Source organism: Actinoallomurus sp. NPDC052274, assembly GCF_040679475.1.
Lineage (GTDB): Bacteria > Actinomycetota > Actinomycetes > Streptosporangiales > Streptosporangiaceae > Actinoallomurus > Actinoallomurus liliacearum.
Window position 1 is genome coordinate 35,660 of sequence record NZ_JBFAUT010000034.1, and the last position, 16,426, is coordinate 52,085.

Genomic DNA, 16,426 nt, shown 5'->3' on the forward strand with positions numbered 1-16,426 from the left:
CGTCGTAGGGAGCCCGCGGAGGAGGTCCCCGATGACGATGCCGCCGTTCCCGCCGGAGTTCCCCGGTGATCCGGCCCGGCCGGCACGCCCGTCCTGGCCGGACCGGCCGCCGTCCCCACCAGCGCCGCCGTCCCAGCCGGGGCTGCCGTCCTGGCCGGGGTCGCCGTCCTCGCCGTCCTCGTCGGACGAGGCCGACCCCCTCGGCGACCGGCTGCTCGAGCATCGGATCATCCTGGCCAACGGCCGGCTCGACGGCACCCGCGCCGCCGAGCTGTGCGGGAGACTCGTTACGCTCGACGCGGCGGGAGAGGAGCCGGTCCGGCTCCACCTGTGGACGCCGGACGGTGAGATCGAGGCGGCCTTCGCCGTCGCGGACACCATCGGCGTCATCTCCTGCCCGGTGCACGTGCTCGTCGCGGGGCAGACCGGCGGGCCGGCCCTCGCCGTGCTCGCCGCGGCCCGGCGACGCGAGATGACACCGCACGCGACGCTGCGGCTGACCGAGCCGTCGGCGGGCTTCCACGGGGACGCCACGGACGTCGCGGCCCGGGAGGAGGCGCACCGGCGGCAGGTCGACGCATTCTACGTCCGGCTCGCCGAGACGACCGGCCGCGCGGTCGAGGAGATCCGCGAGGACGCCCGGCGGGATCGTCTCCTGACCGCCGACGAGGCGGTCGCCTACGGCCTCGTCGAGGCCGTGGCCGCCCGGCCCTAGCCCGTCCGTCCCGTAGAGCCCGCCCGGTCTCGGTCCGCCGCGCCCTGGTCCGCCTCGCGCCCGCGCGTCCTCGCGGCTCTCCTCGCCGGACGGCTCAGTCCCCGGAGCCGAAGGCCGCGTCGAAGGACGCGGCCGGCGGCTCGATGGCGGCCAGCCGGCGGACGAAGGCCAGGGCGTCCGGCGCGCCCATCAGCCGGTCCATGCCGGCGTCCTCCCACTCGATGGAGATCGGCCCGTCGTACCCGATCGCGTTGAGCGCCCGGAAACAGTCCTCCCACGGCACGTCGCCGCGGCCGGTCGAGATGAAGTCCCAGCCACGGCGCAGGTCGGCCCACGGCAGGTGGGACGACAGGCGGCCGCGCCGGCCGTCTCCGGTGCGCACCTTGGCGTCCTTGCAGTCGACATGGCGGATCCGGTCGGCGAACTCGAACAGGAAGCCGACCGGATCCAGCTCCTGCCAGACGAAGTGCGACGGGTCCCAGTTCAGCCCGAACGCCGGCCGGTGACCGATCGCCTCCAACGCCCGTACCGTGGTCCAGTAGTCGTAGGCGATCTCGCTCGGGTGCACCTCGTGCGCGAAGGAGACGCCGACGTCGTCGAAAACGTCGAGGATCGGGTTCCAGCGGTCGGCGAAGTCCCGGTACCCGGCCTCGATCATCGACTCGGGAACCGGCGGGAACATCGCGACGGTGTGCCAGATCGACGAGCCCGTGAAGCCCACGACCGTGCGGACGCCGAGCCGGGCGGCCGCCCGCGCGGTGTCCTTCATCTCCTCGGCGGCCCGCCGCCGCACGCCTTCGGGCTCACCGTCGCCCCAGACACGCGCGGGCAGGATGCCCTTGTGCCGTTCGTCGATCGGATGGTCGCAGACCGCCTGGCCGACGAGGTGGTTGGAGATCGCCCAGACCCGGAGGCCGTACTTGTCCAGGAGTTCCAGCCTGCGCGGCACGTACGAGTCGTCGGTGAGCGCCTTGTCGACCTCGAAGTGATCGCCCCAGCAGGCGATCTCCAGGCCGTCGTACCCCCATCCGGAGGCGAGCCGACACACCTCCTCGAACGGACGGAAGGTCGGCCCACTGGCCGGTGAACAGGGTGATCGGACGGGGCATGGGTTCCTCCAGTCGTCTCAGGTCTCGGGCGTGGTTCGGGGGCCGCCCACGGTCGTCCAGGTCCCGTTCCGGTCCGCACTGCGCGTGACGGCGTCGAGGACCTCCTGGACCCGCAGACCGTCCGCGAAGGACGGCGACGGGTCGGTGTCCGTGCCGATCGCGTCCAGGAAGTCCCTCACCTCATGCGTGAACGTGTGCTCATAGCCGAGCAGGTGCCCGGGCGGCCACCAGGCGCCGGCGTACGGATGCGCCGGCTCGGTGACCAGGATCCGGCGGAACCCGGCGGCCTCGGAGCCCTCGGTGCCGTCGTAGAAGAACAGCTCGTTCATCGACTCGAGGTCGAACGCCAGGCTGCCCGCCGATCCGTTGATCTCCAGGCGGAGCGCGTTCTTCCGGCCGTTCGCGAAGCGGGTGGCCTCGAAGGACGCGACCGCCCCGCCCGACATCCGGCCGATGAAGAGCGCCGCGTCGTCGACGGTGACCTCGCCGCGTCCGGGATCGCCGGTCGAGGCGGCGCTGAGGCCGGTGGACGCCTCCGCCAGCGGGCGTTCCCTGACGAAGGTCTCCATCAGCGCGGACACCCCCAGAATCCGTTCTCCGGTGACGAACTGCGCGGCGTCGATGATGTGGGCGCCGATGTCGCCGAGCGCGCCGGAGCCGGCCTTGTCCTTGTCGAGCCGCCAGACGAGCGGGAAGTCCGGGTCGACGATCCAGTCCTGCAGGTACTGCGCGCGGACGTGCCGGATCGCTCCCAGCCGGCCGTCCGCGACGAGCTTGCGGGCCAGGGCGAGGGCGGGCACCCGGCGGTAGCTGAATCCCACCATCGAGCGCACGCCGTTCGCCCGGGCGCGTTCGGCCGCCTCGGCCATCGCGGCGGCCTCCTCGACCGTGTTGGCGAGCGGCTTCTCGCACAGGACGTGCTTGCCCGCCTCCAGCGCCGCGATGGCGATCTCGGCGTGCGTGTCGCCCGGTGTGCAGATGTCGACGACGTCCACGTCGTCGCGGCGGATCAGTTCACGCCAGTCCGTCTCGGCCGATCGCCAGCCGAGCCGGTCCGCCGCCGCGACGACCTGGTCGCGGGACCGGCCGGCGAGCGCGACCATCGCGGGGGTGTACGGCAGGTCGAAGAAGGCGCCGACGTTCCGCCAGGCATGGGAGTGCGCCCGCCCCATGAATGAGTAGCCGACCATGCCGACGCCCAGCGTCGGCCTGCTTTCCTGTGTCATGGGCATTGCCGTCCTGTTCCGTTCGCCGTCTCGCCTGGGACCTCCGCGGGCGCCGGCCCGCCGCCGACGGGCGGCGGACCGGACGTCCGCCTCACTCGAACGCCAGCGGAAGGTAGGTGTCGACGTTCTGTTTGGTCACCACGGCCGAGAACAGCGTCACCGACGCGGGGATCTCCTGCTCGGCCAGGTCGGCCAGGCCCTTGCTCTGCCCGAGCAGGCGGCCGAGGCGTACCGCCGGGGCCGCCATCGTCGGCGGGTACAGGGCCGTCGCCTTGAGCACGCTGTCGTCCTTCTTGATGGCGTCCATCGCGCTGTTGGAGCCGGCGCCGCCCACCATCGGGAAGTCCTTGCGGCCGGCCTGCCGGATCGCCTGCAGCGCGCCGATGCCCTGGTCGTCGTCGTGGTTCCACAGCGCGTCGAGGGAGCACCTCCAGGTCGACTCTGTCCAGTGCCCGGACTCCCGGGTGGTCCTTGACGATGTCGCGCATGACGAGCAGGGGCGGTGCGGGCACGGGGCCTCCTCTTCGGCCGCCTACGGTCGCGGCGGCCTACGGTGCGGAGAAGATGTGGTCGCTGATGAGCCGGGTCGCCCCGATGACCCCGGCGGTGTTCTCGAGTTCGGACAGCACGATCGGCAGGTTGCCCGTCGCCAGCGGCGCGGACCGGCGGTACACGACGCCGCGGATCTCGGCGAGCAGGATGTGCCCGAGTCCCGCGACGCCCCCGCCGATGACGACCAGGCCGGGATTGAAGAAGCTGATGAGACCGGCGAGCACCTGACCGACCCGCCGCCCGCCCTCGCGGACCATCCGCACCGCGACCGAGTCGCCGGCCGCCACGGCGTCCGCCACGTCGACCGCGGTCAGCGTGCCCGCCTGCTCCAACCGCTGCGCGAGGAACGCGGAGCCTCCCGCGCGGGCGGCCGCCACCGCGTCCCGTGCCAGCGCGGCGCCGCTGAAGTGCGCCTCCAGACAGCCCGCGTTGCCGCACACGCACGTCGGCCCGTCGTCGTCGACACCGATGTGCCCGATGTCGCCGGCGCTGCCGGACATCCCGCGGTAGATCCTGCCGTCGACGACGATGCCGCAGCCGACCCCGGTCCCGATCTTGACCATGAGGAAGTCGTCGACCGAGCGGGCCAGCCCGGCGTGCATCTCGCCGAGCGCCATGAGGTTGACGTCGTTGTCGACGAGCACGGGACAGCCGAGTCGCTGGCTGATCGCCTCCCGGACCGGGAACCGGTCCCAGCCCGGCATGATCGGCGGCACCACCGGCACCCCGTCGCGGAAGCTGACCGGGCCGGGCACGCCGATCCCCGCTCCGTGGATCTCCTCGGCCAGACCCTCGCCGCGCAGCTTGCCGAGGAGGTCCAGCGCCCGATCGAGGACGACGTCCGGGCCCTCGCGCACGTTGCAGGGAGCGGAGACGTGGCCGAGGATCTCCAGCTCGCCGTTGGTGACCGCCACGTCGATCGACGTGGCGCCGATGTCGATGCCGACGACCCGCAGCCGAGGGGAGAGCCGCACGATGCTCGACCGCCGGCCCCCGCGGGACGCCGCGAGACCGGCCGGCTCGACCAGCCGGAGCTCGGCGAGCCGATCGAGTTCGACCGCGAGCTTGGACCGCGAGAGCCGGACGACCTCGCCGAGCTCGGCGCGCGACCGGGCGCCGTCATCGCGGAGCAGTCGCAGGAGTCGGGTCTGGTGCGCGTTCTCCGGCCGGGCCGTCATGCGTGTCACGCCGTCCTCCAGGAGCTGGTGGCCTGCACGCTACAGAGCTTTATCCGGTTCGGGAAGACTTATCTTCCCATCCATGCAGACTTTGTTCTCTTGGAGAACAAAGCCTCTTCCAGATCTCCCTCCGCCGGATCGGGAGCGGATCAGCGCTGTCGGCTCACAGGAGGGCGCAGTCGGCGCACTTGCCGCCGCCGGGGACCCGGTAGTACAGGCAGCAGCTCCGGCGGCGGAAGCCGTACGGGCCGAGGTCGCCGGCGGCCTGGAGCGGCGGCGTCCCCAGCAGTTCCTCGACCAGCCGGGACGCCGCGGCCGACTGCGCCGGGCGGGCCGTGGCGAGAACGGTGAGCGCGCCCACGAGGGCGGAGGCGGCGTTGCCCCACAGCAGCCCTTCCGCGACCGGGATCACCGCGCGGACGGCCCTCACCAGCGGGGCCAGGTGACCGTCCACGACGACGCGGCGCAGCGTGGCCGCGTCGGCGGGGAGGGCCGGTGCGCCCGGCGCCGCCAGCAGGACCGGGCCGGGAGAGGCGGCCCGCCAGTACGTCCGGGCCGGATCGAGCTCCGGGACGCGGCCGTGGAGGACGGCCGTCGCCAGCGCCGGGGACCACAGGCGGCCCGCGACGCCCTGGAAGAACAGGGAGGCCGCGACCCGGTCCTCGGCCGTGCCCAGCCGCAGGCGTACGGCCGCGACCTGGTCGGGCAGCGCCGGGCCGTACAGCGCGGTCAGCGGCCGCCACAGCGGATGGTCGGGGATGCCGGGGTCGGTGTCGACGGCGAAGTACGGCCCCACCCGGGCCACGTCGGCCAGGGCGGTGTCCGTCGTCAGGTGCGCGGGGCGTTCCATCGGGGTCGAGCCTGCCGGGCGCGCCGGACCCGGTCAAACCGCGCCACCCCATGGGTCTGGGAGCATGGAGTGGTGATCTACGACCATCCATGGGCGTACGAGCTGGCCTGCTCGTTCCGTGACGTGCGCGCCGAGGTGGACGTGCTGCGGCGCTGGGCCGGTGACGCGCGCGACGTCCTCGAACTCGCGGCGGGCCCCGCCGAGCACGCCCGGGAGTTCGCCCGCCGGGGCGTGGCGGCGACCGCCCTGGACCTCAGCCCGGAGATGTGCGCCTACGCCCGGGAGCGGGGGAGCGGGCTCCCCCTGGAGGTCGTCGAGGCCGACATGACCGACTTCCGGCTCGGCCGCCGCTTCGACCTCGTCATCACCATGCTCGACTCGACGGCGCACCTGATGACGCTGGACGCCTTCGTCGCGTACCTGCGGTGCGTCGCCGCACACCTCGCCGACGACGGACTGGCGGTGATCGAGATGAGCCACCCGGCCGACCGGCTCAGCGAGACGCCCCGGGTCTCGGCGGCCTGGGCGGTGGAGAAGGACGGCGTCAGCGCCCGCGTACGGTGGGGCGAGCCGTCGGACGAGATCGACCCGATCACCCAGATCGTGCGCGACCACGTGACGATCGCCATCGACGGCGGTGACGTCATTCAGGGCGTGGTGCCCTACCGGTTCTGGACGGCGACCGAGCTGGAGGCCGCCCTCCGCCTCGCCGGCGGGCTGACGGTGGAGGCGCAGTTCGGCGACTTCGACCCGGGCGTGCCGCTGGACTCTCCCGAGGCCTGGCGCATGCTCACGCTGCTGCGCAGAGCGCCCGGCCTGGGGCCCTCATCCGGCTGACGCCGCCCGAGGCCGGTGAGGCTGTTGGATCATGAGTCCCACTGGTCGCAGTACTCGATGTGGATCTCTCGCGCGTTGCCGAGGATGCCGTCGTTGGAGTGGAGCTCCGCGCAGAAGTGCGGGTAGCTCGGATGGACGGGGACGTAGCCGGGACCGTTTCGGGCGACATCGTGGAAATGGCGGGCGGTCTCCCCGAACACGTTCGCGCTGCCGGTCATGAACAGGGTCTCGGCGTGGAGGTGCTGGTGAAACAAATCCCGATTCTCCCGGTAACGCCGTGCCTCGTGGTCGATCACGGCATCGGTGGTGCGTCCTGAGTCGGGCAGCGTCACGGTCTTCGGACGGCCTGGGCCGAGTCGCCGGCGGACTTCCTTCCAGCGGGCGGGCGCGAACTGGAGCGAATGATGAAGCAAGACGAGATCAAGCCGGCGGGTGCCGTTCTCGGGCAGTTCGAGAGAGGGGGCCTGGTTGCCGCGCATCGGCAGGTGGATCAGCGAGCGCGGTGAAGAGGCGGCGAGCGTCCATAGGCCGCCGATTCGACGTGCGGCGTCCTCATCGAGATAGGCGTCCAGATGCCGATCGTGGTCGACCAGCACGGCGTGGACCAGCGGATGGGCGGGTCGGATGACCTTGAACTCCACTGCTCCGAGACGTGCTCGGTGAATGGTAATGGACAGTTTCATCGGTCTTCCGAGATATGGCCGCACGGTACGAGGGGCACGAGGCCGCCGGCGTGCGGGAGGGCTCTCGCGCTCGCGTCAGAGCGCGAGAGCCAGGCGAGCCGCACGCGGCTCAGGGTGAGGCGATGCGGCCCATCTCAGGCGGCAGCCCGCCCGCCGCCGCCCGGTCGAGCAGGAACAGCGTGCGCTGCCGGCCGCGAGCGCCCGCGCTGGGGACCTGGACCGGACCGGCGTCGGACAGCGCGAGGTGCACCGCGCCGGCCTTCGACTCGCCCGCCGCGACGATCCAGACCTCGCGTGCCGTACGGATCGCGGGCAGGGTCAGGCTGATGCGGGTCGGCGGCGGCTTGGGCGCGCCGTGCACGGCGACCACCGGACGCTCCTCCTCGTACAGCGCGGGCATGCCGGGGAACAGCGAGGCCACGTGCGTGTCCGGGCCGAGGCCGAGCATCAGCACGTCGAAGGACGGGACGACCCCGTGGTCCTCCGGCCGGGTCGCGGCCCGCAGCTCGGCGGCGTACTGCTCCGCCGCGTCCTCGGGGCTCAGACCCGAGTCCGAGGAGGGCATCGGGTGCACCCGCTTCGGATCGACGTCGACATGGTCGAGCAGGGCCCTGCGGGCCCCGGTCTCGTTGCGCTCCTCGTGACCCGACGGCAGGTAGCGCTCGTCGCCCCACCAGATGTCCAGGTGACCCCAGTCGACGGCGTCCCGCGCCGGGGTCGCCGCGATCTCCTCCAGCACGGCGGTGCCGACGCCGCCGCCGGTGAGGACGAGATGCGCCCCTCCGGCGGCGGCCTGGACGTCGACCAGCCGGGTCACCAGGCGCGCGGCGGCGGCCTTGGCCAGCAGGGACTGGTCGCGGTGGATCAGAACGGACGGAGCGGTCACGACTTCTTGCCCCTGCCCCCGCCGCGCGAGGCCTTGGCCGGAGCGGCCGGGGCCTCGGTCGCCTCGGCGGTCTCGGTGGCCTCGGCGGTCTCGGTGGCCTCGGCGGTCTCCTTCGTCCCCGCGGGCTCGTCGAGACCCTTGGCGAACCGCAGGACGGCGTCGCGGTAGACCTCGTCCGGGTCGAGGCGGCGCAGCTCCTCGGCCAGCAGCTCGGACGTCGGCCGGCGGTGCAGCGCCACCTGGCGGTCCGGCTGGTCGGGACGGGACAGCGTCGCCACGCGGCCGTCGGGGCGCGTGATGGCGATGTCGCCGGCGGTCGTGGTGAGGCGGACGCCGGTGATGCCCGGCCCGTGCGACTCGGTCACCGTGCACGGCACCGCGAGGCGCACCGACAGCCACGCGGCGAGCAGCGCGGCGCTCGGGTTCTGCGACTCGGCCTCGACGCTGGCGCGCGTGATGTCGTCGTGCGGCTGGTCGAGGGTCGCGGCCAGCAGCGTGCGCCACCCGGTGATGCGGGTCCAGGCGAAGTCGGTGTCGCCCGGTTGGTAGGCCTCGGCCAGCCGGTGCAGGGTGGCGAGGGGGTCGGTGCCGCCCTTGGCGTCGGTGACGCGCCGCTGTGCCAGCGCGCCGAGCGGCTCGTCGGCGGGCTTGTGCGGAGCGAGGCCGGGCCACCAGGTCACGACGGGCGTGTCGGGCACCAGCAGCGGCAGCATCACCGAGTCGGCGTGCTCGATCAGCTGGCCGTACAGCCGCAGGACCACGGTCTCGCCCGGGCCGGTCTCCCCGACCCGGACCTCCGCGTCGAGGCGGGACTCCCCGTGCGGGCTGCGGGGGATGGCGACGATGATCCGGCAGGGATGCTCACGGGCGGCCTCGGTCGAGGCGCGCACGGCGTCGTACTGGGCGGCCTCCTCGGTGTAGACGACGAGGGTGAGGACCTTCCCGGTGGCGGGCCCGCCCATCCGGTGCCGGGCCGCGCTGAGCGCGTCCAGCACCTTCCGGGTCGTGGTGTCGGTGAGATCGATGTTCATCTAGAGCCGCCTCCACGCCCGGCCGTCGCGGGCCATCATCTCGTCCGCAGCCTTCGGCCCCCAGCTGCCCGACTTGTACAGCTCGGGCTTGCCGTGCTTGTCCCAGTACTCCTCAATCGGGTCGAGGATCTCCCAGGACAGCTCGACCTCCTCCTGCCGGGGGAACAGCGGCGGGTCGCCGATCAGCACGTCGAGCAGCAGCCGTTCGTACGCCTCGGGGGAGGACTCGGTGAACGACTCGCCGTAGTCGAAGTCCATGTTGACGTCCCGGACCTCCATCGAGGTGCCGGGGACCTTCGAGCCGAACCGCATGGTGACGCCCTCGTCCGGCTGCACGCGGATGACCAGGGCGTTCTGGCCGAGCTCCTCGGTGTCCGTCGCGGCGAACGGCAGGTGCGGAGCGCGCTGGAACACCAGCGCGACCTCGGTGGCGCGCCGCGCCAGCCGCTTGCCGGTCCGCAGGTAGAACGGCACGCCCGCCCAGCGGCGGGTGTCGACGTCCACCCGGACGGCGGCGTAGGTGTCGGTACGGGAGTTCGGCGGAATGCCCTCCTCCTCGTGGTAGCCGCGCACCTTGACGCCGCCCTGCCAGCCGGCGGCGTACTGCCCGCGCACGGTGTTGGCGCCCAGGTCCTTGGGCAGCCGCACGGCGGACAGGACCTTGGCCTTCTCCGCGCGTACGGACTCGGCCGCGAACGACACCGGCTCTTCCATCGCCGTCAGCGCCAGGAGCTGCAGCAGGTGGTTCTGGATCACGTCACGCGCGGTGCCGACGCCGTCGAAGTACCCCGCGCGGCCGCCGATGCCGATGTCCTCGGCCATCGTGATCTGCACGTGGTCGACGTAGGAGCGGTTCCAGATCGGCTCGAACAGGTTGTTGGCGAAGCGCAGCGCCAGGATGTTCTGCACCGTCTCCTTGCCGAGGTAGTGGTCGATCCGGAAGATCGACTCCTCGGGGAAGACCTCGTGCAGGATGCCGTTGAGCTCCTGGGCGCTGGCCAGGTCGTGGCCGAAGGGCTTCTCGATGACGACCCGGCGCCAGGAGCCCTCCGTCGGCTGCGACAGGCCGCTGGCCTGCAGCTGCTGGACGACCTCCTGGAAGAACTTCGGCGGGATCGACAGGTAGAAGGCGTAGTTGCCGCCGGTGCCGCGCTGCTCGTCCAGCTCCTTGACCGCCATCGCCAGCGCCTCGAACGCGCCCGGGTCGTCGAACGTGCCGGGCACGAAGTGGATGCCCTCGGCGAGCTGGTTCCAGACGTCCTCGCGGAACGGCGTGCGGGCGTGCTCCTTCACGGCGTCGTGCGCGAGCTGGCGGAAGTCCTGATGCTCCCAGTCGCGGCGGGCGAAGCCGACCAGCGAGAAGCCCGGCGGCAGCAGGCCGCGATTGGCCAGGTCGTAGATGGCGGGCAGCAGCTTCTTGCGGGACAGATCACCGGTGACGCCGAACAGCACGAGCACACACGGCCCGGCCACCCGCGGCAGCCGCTTGTCCCGGGGGTCGCGAAGCGGGTTCGGTGGCTGTTGACCCGTGTTCATCGCGTATCTCCGTTTCCATGGGCTTCATGTGTCCCGGAGGGCCATCTCATGCCCAACTTCCCCGTCCTTCCTAGTGGCGCGCCTGGCGGCGCTCCGGCCGGGCGGTGGGCCGCTCGGCGTTCGTATTCTCTCGTTTCGGACCGATCATCCGCGCGCTGGCGAGGCGACGGCCACCTTCGGTAACCCTCGCACGGTGCGCGATCTTCCCGTCACCGGACGATCTACACAGTCCGTATTCGGCTCCTCGACTGCTTCATTCTCCGCCGGAGGCTCGGTGAACCGAAATGGCACGATACTTCGATCGTCCCCGGAGACGCCGGAAAGACCCCGATGACCCGGCGAATCCCCGGTGGGTCCCAGGATCGCACGCCGGGCTCCCCATCAGTCGCCGAGGGCGCTCTCCAACTGGGCGAGGCCCGCGGCGCGGTCCCGCAGGTGCAGCCGGACGGCCGTGCGGCCACGAGAGCGCAGCGCCCGCAGATCGCCGAACGCCTGGGCGAGTTGCAGGGCCGTCAGCCCGTACGGCCGGCCGGGCACGGGCACGTCCTCCCGCGCCGCGCCGGTGAGCTGCAGGACGACCCCGCCCGAAGGGCCGTCCTTGTGCGCCTGACCGGTCGAGTGCAGGGTCCGGGCGCCCCATCCGAAGCCGACCGGAGCCCCGCGCAGCCGGCGGGCGAGCAGCGGCCGCAGGCGCTCGGCGGCCGCGTCCCCGACCCGGTCCAGGTGGACGACGACGGCGAGATGGCCTCGGTCGGGGACCGCGCGGATCACCGCGTCGAGAGCGCCGCGCAGGTCCTTGACGCCGTGGAACAGCTCGGCGGCGCCGTGCACCTCGACGTCGCCGTCCACCAGCGCGGGCTCCCCGGCGATCAGCGTGGGGGCGGCGCCGTCCTCCGAACCGCGGAGCAGCGACGCCGCCGCGGCCCGGGACTCGCGCAGCGCCGGCTCGTCGAACGGATCCACGCCGACGACCCGGGCGGCGACGGCCACGGCGAACTGCCAGAGCGCGATCTGCGCGCCGAGCGGGCCGGCCACCGCCAACCCGGCGCCGGCGGTCCGCCCGCCCAGGGTCAGGGGCAGCAGATCGCCGCCCGGGCGGGCCCCCGGCGCGGCCGGATCCTCGACGACGACCGGGACGATGCCCTTGCCGTCCTTGCCCGTCGTCGCGGCGACCAACTGCTCGACCCAGCCCGCGAGCCCGGGGATGCCCGAGCCGCCGTCGGCGATGACGAGCTTGTCCCTGCCGTGGGACGCGGCCGCGCCGAGCGCCGCACCCAGCGTCAGACCCGCGTTGTCGTACGGCAGCCGGAGCGCGGGCAGGATCGCCGCGGCCTCGTCGAGCAGCCGCTCGACGTCCACGCCGCACAGCGCCGCCGGGAGCAGCCCGGACGCCGACAGCGCCGCGAACCGCCCGTTCACCTCCGGATCGGACAGGACCACCCGGTAGCCGGTCTCCTTGGCCGTGGCCTCCAGCGGCGAGCCCGGGTCGGTGACCACGACGATGCGGTCCGCCGGGTCGGCGCCCGCAGCCTGGAACGCGTGCTCGAAGATCCGTCGTAGCACGTCGGCCTCCAGGCTGCGGCCGCTCTTGCTCGACACGACCAGGACCGTGCGGTCCAGCCGGTCGTCCAGCACGCGGCGCACCTCGTGCGGATCGGTGCCGTCGAGGACGGTCAGGCCGGCGCCGTCCGCGCCGGCGATGAGCTCGGCGGCGCGCGCGGAACCGCCGGTACCCGCGAGCACGACGTGGTCCAGATCCGCGAACCGGTCCGCGGCCTCGGCCAGCTCGGGGAGCAGGTGGCGGGACGTTTCCGGCGCGTCGACCCAGCCGAGCCGCCCGGCCGTCCGGCCCGTCGCGTCGGGTCCCCAGAGGCTGGCGTTCTTGGCCATGAGCGCCGCCGGCACCCCGTCGTACGTGAGACGCCCCAGCGCCTCGTCGGTGTGCGCGACGGCGTCGTCCTGGACGGTCACGGACAGGCGTCCGGCGGTCACTCGCAAGGTCACGGCGTCTCCTGGCCCCAATGCCTCCGCCCCGCCCCGCGCGGTGGGCGCCGTCGGCGGGGCGCAGTCCCTCCCGCCGCGTGCGCCGGCGCGCCACGCGGGCCGTGACGTGTCCTGATTCGCTTCTCGCGTCCGGCAGTACCCGGCCCGGCGCGTGTCACTCACAGTACGCGCCCATAACGGAACGTGCCCGGCCGGTCACCCACCGCATGGCGGGAACCGGCCGGGCACGTACGACGTACCGGCGGTCAGGCCTTGTCGCGCAGCTCGCCCTTGATCGTGTCGAGCAGCTCGGTCCAGGACGCCTCGAACTTCTCGACGCCCTCCTCCTCCAGGACCCGGACGACGTCGTCGTAGTCGACGCCGGCCTCCTTGAGCGCGGCCATGTGCGCCCGCGCGTCGTCGTAGGAGTGGATCGTGTCGCCGGTGATCTCACCGTGGTCGGCGACGGCGTCGAGCGTCGGCTCGGGCATGGTGTTGACCGTGTCCGGGGCGACGAGCTGGTCGACGTACATCGTGTCGGAGTAGTCCGGGTTCTTCACGCCCGTCGACGCCCACAGGGGACGCTGGACGCGGGCGCCCGCGTCCTTGAGCGCCTTCCACCGGTCGGTGCCGAACTTCTCCTCGTACAGCGCGTACGCCAGCCGGGCGTTGGCGATGCCCGCCTTGCCCGCCAGGTCGGAGCGGCCGGCCTTGTCGAGACGCTTGTCGATCTCGGTGTCGACGCGGCTGACGAAGAACGACGCGACGGACGCGATCTTCGACAGGTCGTGGCCGCCCGCCCGCGCCTTCTCCAGGCCCTCGAAGAAGGCGTCGATGACCTGGCCGTAGCGCTCCAGCGAGAAGATCAGCGTCACGTTCACGCTGATGCCCTGCGCCAGGGTCGCGGTGATCGCCGGCAGGCCCGCGAGGGTCGCCGGAATCTTGATCATGGTGTTCGGCCGGTCGACCAGCCACCACAGGGCCTTGGCCTCGGCGACGGTCTTCTCGGTGTCGTGCGCCAGGCGCGGGTCCACCTCGATCGACACCCGGCCGTCGAGGCCCTCGGTGCGGTCGTAGACGGGGCGCAGCACGTCGGCCGCCCAGCGGATGTCGTACGTCGTGACGGCCCGGACGGCCTCTTCGAGGTCGACGCCGCGGACGGCCAGATCACGGACCTGCTCGTCGTACGCCGAGCCCTGGCTCAGCGCCTTGGAGAAGATCGTGGGGTTCGAGGTCACGCCCACGACGTGCTTGTCGCGGATCAGGGCCTCGAGGTTGCCCGAACGGAGGCGCTCCCGGCTGATGTCGTCCAGCCAGATGGACACGCCCTCGCCTGAGAGCTTCTTCAGGATGTCGCTCATGTCTCTCCTCAGTTGCCGGTCGTCGAACCCCGGCCGCCGGCGTTCGCCTTCGTGAGGCTGGCGCGCGCGGCCGCCACGACCCGGTCGGCGGTGAAGCCGAACTGCTGGTACAGCGTCTTGTAGTCGGCGGAGGCGCCGTAGTGCTCGAGGCTCACGCTCTCACCGGCCTCGCCGACGTAGCCGCGCCAGCCGAGCGCGATGCCGGCCTCGACGGACACCCGGGCGCGCACGGCCGGGGGCAGCACCTGCTGCTTGTAGGCGTCGTCCTGCTCCTCGAACCACTCGACGCAGGGCATCGAGACGACACGCGTCGGCGTGCCCTCCTCCTCGAGGACCTTGCGGGCCTCGACGGCGATCTGCACCTCGCTGCCGGTGGCGATGAGGATGACCTCCGGCTGCCCGTTGGAGGCGTCGGCCAGGACGTATCCGCCCTTGGCGGTGCCCTCGGCGGAGCCGAACTCCTCGCGGTCGAACGTCGGGACCTTCTGGCGGGTCAGCGCCAGGCCCGCGGGCCGGTCGGTGTGCTCCAGGACCGTCCGCCAGGCCACCGCGGTCTCGTTGGCGTCGGCCGGCCGGACGAGGTCGAGGCCGGGGATGGCGCGCAGCGCCCACAGGTGCTCGACGGGCTGGTGGGTGGGGCCGTCCTCGCCCAGGCCGATCGAGTCGTGCGTCCAGACGTAGGTCACCGGCAGCTTCATCAGCGCGGCGAGCCGCACCGACGGGCGCATGTAGTCGCTGAACACCAGGAACGTGCCGCCGTACGGACGGGTGCCGCCGTGCAGCGCGATGCCGTTCATGATGGCGCCCATGCCGTGCTCACGGATGCCGAAGTGCAGGGTCCGGCCGTAGCGGTCGCCGGGGAACGACTTGGTCTGGTACTCGTCGGGGATGAAGGACGGCTCGCCCTTCATCGTCGTGTTGTTGCTCTCCGCGAGGTCGGCCGAGCCGCCCCACAGCTCCGGCAGCACCGGGCCGATGGCGCTCAGCACCTCACCGGAGGCCGCGCGGGTCGCCAGGTCCTTGCCCGCCGGGAACTCCGGCAGCTTGGCGGTCCAGCCGTCCGGCAGCCGCCGCGCGCGGATCCGGTCGAACTCCGCGGCGCGCTCGGGGTTGGCCGCCCGCCACGCCTCGTACGGCTTGTCCCACGCGGCGTGCGCCGCGCGACCCCGCTCGACGACCTCGCGGGTGTGCTCGAGCACGTCCTCCGGGACCTCGAAGGTCTGCTCCGGGTCCCAGCCGAGGACCCGCTTGGTGGCGGCGACCTCGTCGGCGCCGAGCGCCGAGCCGTGGATCTTGCCGGTGTTCTGCTTGTTCGGCGCTGGCCAGCCGATGATCGTGCGCAGCGAGATGAACGACGGCCGGTCGGTCACCTCGCGGGCGGCCTCGAGCGCGCGGTACAGCGCCTCGGGGTCCTCCTTGTAGTCGCCGTCCGCGGTCCAGTCGACCTTCTGGACGTGCCAGCCGTACGCCTCGTACCGAGCCGCCACGTCCTCGGACTTGGCGATGTTGGTGTCGTCCTCGATCGAGATGTGGTTGTCGTCGTAGATGACGACGAGGTTGCCCAGCTTCTGGTGGCCCGCGAGCGAGCTGACCTCGTGGCTGATGCCCTCCTCGATGTCACCGTCGGAGACGATCGAGTAGACGTAGTGGTCGAACGGGCTGTCCCCGATCGCCGGCTCCGGGTCGAACAGGCCGCGCTCGCGGCGGGCCGCCATCGCCATGCCGACGGCGTTGCCGAGACCTTGGCCGAGCGGCCCGGTGGTGGTCTCCACGCCGATGGTGTGCCCGTGCTCCGGGTGACCGGGCGTCAGGCTGCCCCACTTGCGCAGGTGCTTCAGGTCGTCGAGCGTGAGGCCGTACCCCGACAGGTACAGCTGGATGTAGAGGGTCAGGCTCGAGTGACCGGCGGACAGGACGAACCTGTCGCGACCGGTCCAGTCGGGGTCGGTCGGGTCGTGGCGCATCACCCGCTGGAACAACAGGTAGGCCGCGGGGGCGAGGCTCATCGCGGTGCCCGGGTGACCGGAGCCCGCCTCCTCCACCGCGTCCATGGCCAGCACGCGGATGGTGTCCACCGCCCGCCGGTCCAGGTCGGTCCACTCGAATGACTTATTGGATTGCGTACTCACGAGACGCTCCAGGCTCCTCTCGACTTCTGTCATGTCCCCAGACCCGACCCCAGCCGAAAAGAACCCATGACCAGGCCATGCCGGGGCCCGAATGCGAGCCTATCGCCCGCGCTCCCACCGCTTTGACGGGTGCTCCTCTATCTCAACGCCGCGACCTTGTGTCGAATTTCCCGCAGGCGCCGGGGTTATCCGATCTGCCGCGCCTACCCCGGTGACGGGGTCCACGGGGACCGGCACTACAGTGATTGCGCGGTGGAGCCCACGTGGCCGGTGCCCGATCAGAGCCGACTGGCGGCAGGAAATCCGAGGATCAGACACAGTGTCCCTTAACGTCGTGAACGCGCAGGTGA

At 72.3% G+C, this 16,426-nt stretch carries 13 protein-coding genes and 1 pseudogene; 2 read left to right on the top strand and 12 right to left on the bottom strand.

What is annotated here, in order from left to right; genetic code table 11:
- The first annotated feature begins 31 nt into the window (after positions 1 to 31).
- On the top strand, positions 32 to 715 hold the full coding sequence (locus tag AB0K82_RS26455; RefSeq protein ID WP_364401681.1) for an ATP-dependent Clp protease proteolytic subunit: 684 nt from the start codon (positions 32 to 34) through the stop codon (positions 713 to 715).
- Between the two features lie 94 nt (positions 716 to 809).
- On the opposite strand, the pseudogene AB0K82_RS26460 reads toward AB0K82_RS26455, so the two are convergent.
- The 5 genes and pseudogenes from AB0K82_RS26460 to AB0K82_RS26480 form a co-directional block, all read right to left on the bottom strand.
- A pseudogene (locus AB0K82_RS26460) lies at positions 810 to 1,824 on the bottom strand (sugar phosphate isomerase/epimerase family protein).
- A gap of 17 nt (positions 1,825 to 1,841) precedes the next feature.
- Positions 1,842 to 3,050: a Gfo/Idh/MocA family oxidoreductase gene (locus AB0K82_RS26465; RefSeq protein WP_364401683.1), complete on the bottom strand. Its 1,209-nt coding sequence runs from the start codon at positions 3,048 to 3,050 to the stop codon at positions 1,842 to 1,844.
- Between the two features lie 91 nt (positions 3,051 to 3,141).
- Positions 3,142 to 3,387, bottom strand: a complete 246-nt coding sequence (locus AB0K82_RS26470; protein ID WP_364401685.1) for a hypothetical protein — start codon at positions 3,385 to 3,387, stop codon at positions 3,142 to 3,144.
- Positions 3,388 to 3,598: 211 nt separating this feature from the next.
- On the bottom strand, positions 3,599 to 4,780 hold the full coding sequence (locus AB0K82_RS26475; protein WP_364401803.1) for an ROK family transcriptional regulator: 1,182 nt from the start codon (positions 4,778 to 4,780) through the stop codon (positions 3,599 to 3,601).
- 163 nt (positions 4,781 to 4,943) lie between these two features.
- Entirely contained in the window at positions 4,944 to 5,630 is a 687-nt protein-coding gene (locus AB0K82_RS26480) for a (2Fe-2S)-binding protein (protein WP_364401688.1), read from the bottom strand.
- Between the two features lie 72 nt (positions 5,631 to 5,702).
- On the opposite strand from AB0K82_RS26480, the gene AB0K82_RS26485 reads away from it, so the two are divergent.
- Positions 5,703 to 6,467, top strand: a complete 765-nt coding sequence (locus AB0K82_RS26485) for a class I SAM-dependent methyltransferase (protein WP_364401690.1) — start codon at positions 5,703 to 5,705, stop codon at positions 6,465 to 6,467.
- Between the two features lie 29 nt (positions 6,468 to 6,496).
- Here AB0K82_RS26485 and AB0K82_RS26490 read toward each other — a convergent pair whose 3' ends face one another.
- The 7 genes from AB0K82_RS26490 to tkt form a co-directional block, all read right to left on the bottom strand.
- Entirely contained in the window at positions 6,497 to 7,150 is a 654-nt protein-coding gene (locus AB0K82_RS26490; RefSeq protein WP_364401691.1) for a hypothetical protein, read from the bottom strand.
- Positions 7,151 to 7,259: 109 nt separating this feature from the next.
- Positions 7,260 to 8,036, bottom strand: coding sequence for a 6-phosphogluconolactonase (pgl, locus tag AB0K82_RS26495; RefSeq protein ID WP_364401694.1), 777 nt, complete (start codon positions 8,034 to 8,036; stop codon positions 7,260 to 7,262).
- Complete coding sequence (locus AB0K82_RS26500; RefSeq protein ID WP_364401697.1) at positions 8,033 to 9,067, bottom strand: glucose-6-phosphate dehydrogenase assembly protein OpcA; 1,035 nt, start codon at positions 9,065 to 9,067, stop codon at positions 8,033 to 8,035. Before AB0K82_RS26500 ends, pgl begins: the two co-directional genes overlap by 4 nt.
- Complete coding sequence (gene zwf, locus AB0K82_RS26505) at positions 9,068 to 10,603, bottom strand: glucose-6-phosphate dehydrogenase (RefSeq protein WP_364401699.1); 1,536 nt, start codon at positions 10,601 to 10,603, stop codon at positions 9,068 to 9,070.
- Between the two features lie 381 nt (positions 10,604 to 10,984).
- A complete protein-coding gene (locus tag AB0K82_RS26510) occupies positions 10,985 to 12,607 on the bottom strand; it encodes a glucose-6-phosphate isomerase (RefSeq protein ID WP_364401701.1) in 1,623 nt (540 codons plus the stop codon).
- 245 nt (positions 12,608 to 12,852) lie between these two features.
- Complete coding sequence (tal, locus tag AB0K82_RS26515; protein WP_364401704.1) at positions 12,853 to 13,947, bottom strand: transaldolase; 1,095 nt, start codon at positions 13,945 to 13,947, stop codon at positions 12,853 to 12,855.
- Positions 13,948 to 13,955: 8 nt separating this feature from the next.
- Positions 13,956 to 16,076, bottom strand: a complete 2,121-nt coding sequence (gene tkt / locus AB0K82_RS26520) for a transketolase (protein WP_364401707.1) — start codon at positions 16,074 to 16,076, stop codon at positions 13,956 to 13,958.
- Positions 16,077 to 16,426 lie beyond the last annotated feature (350 nt).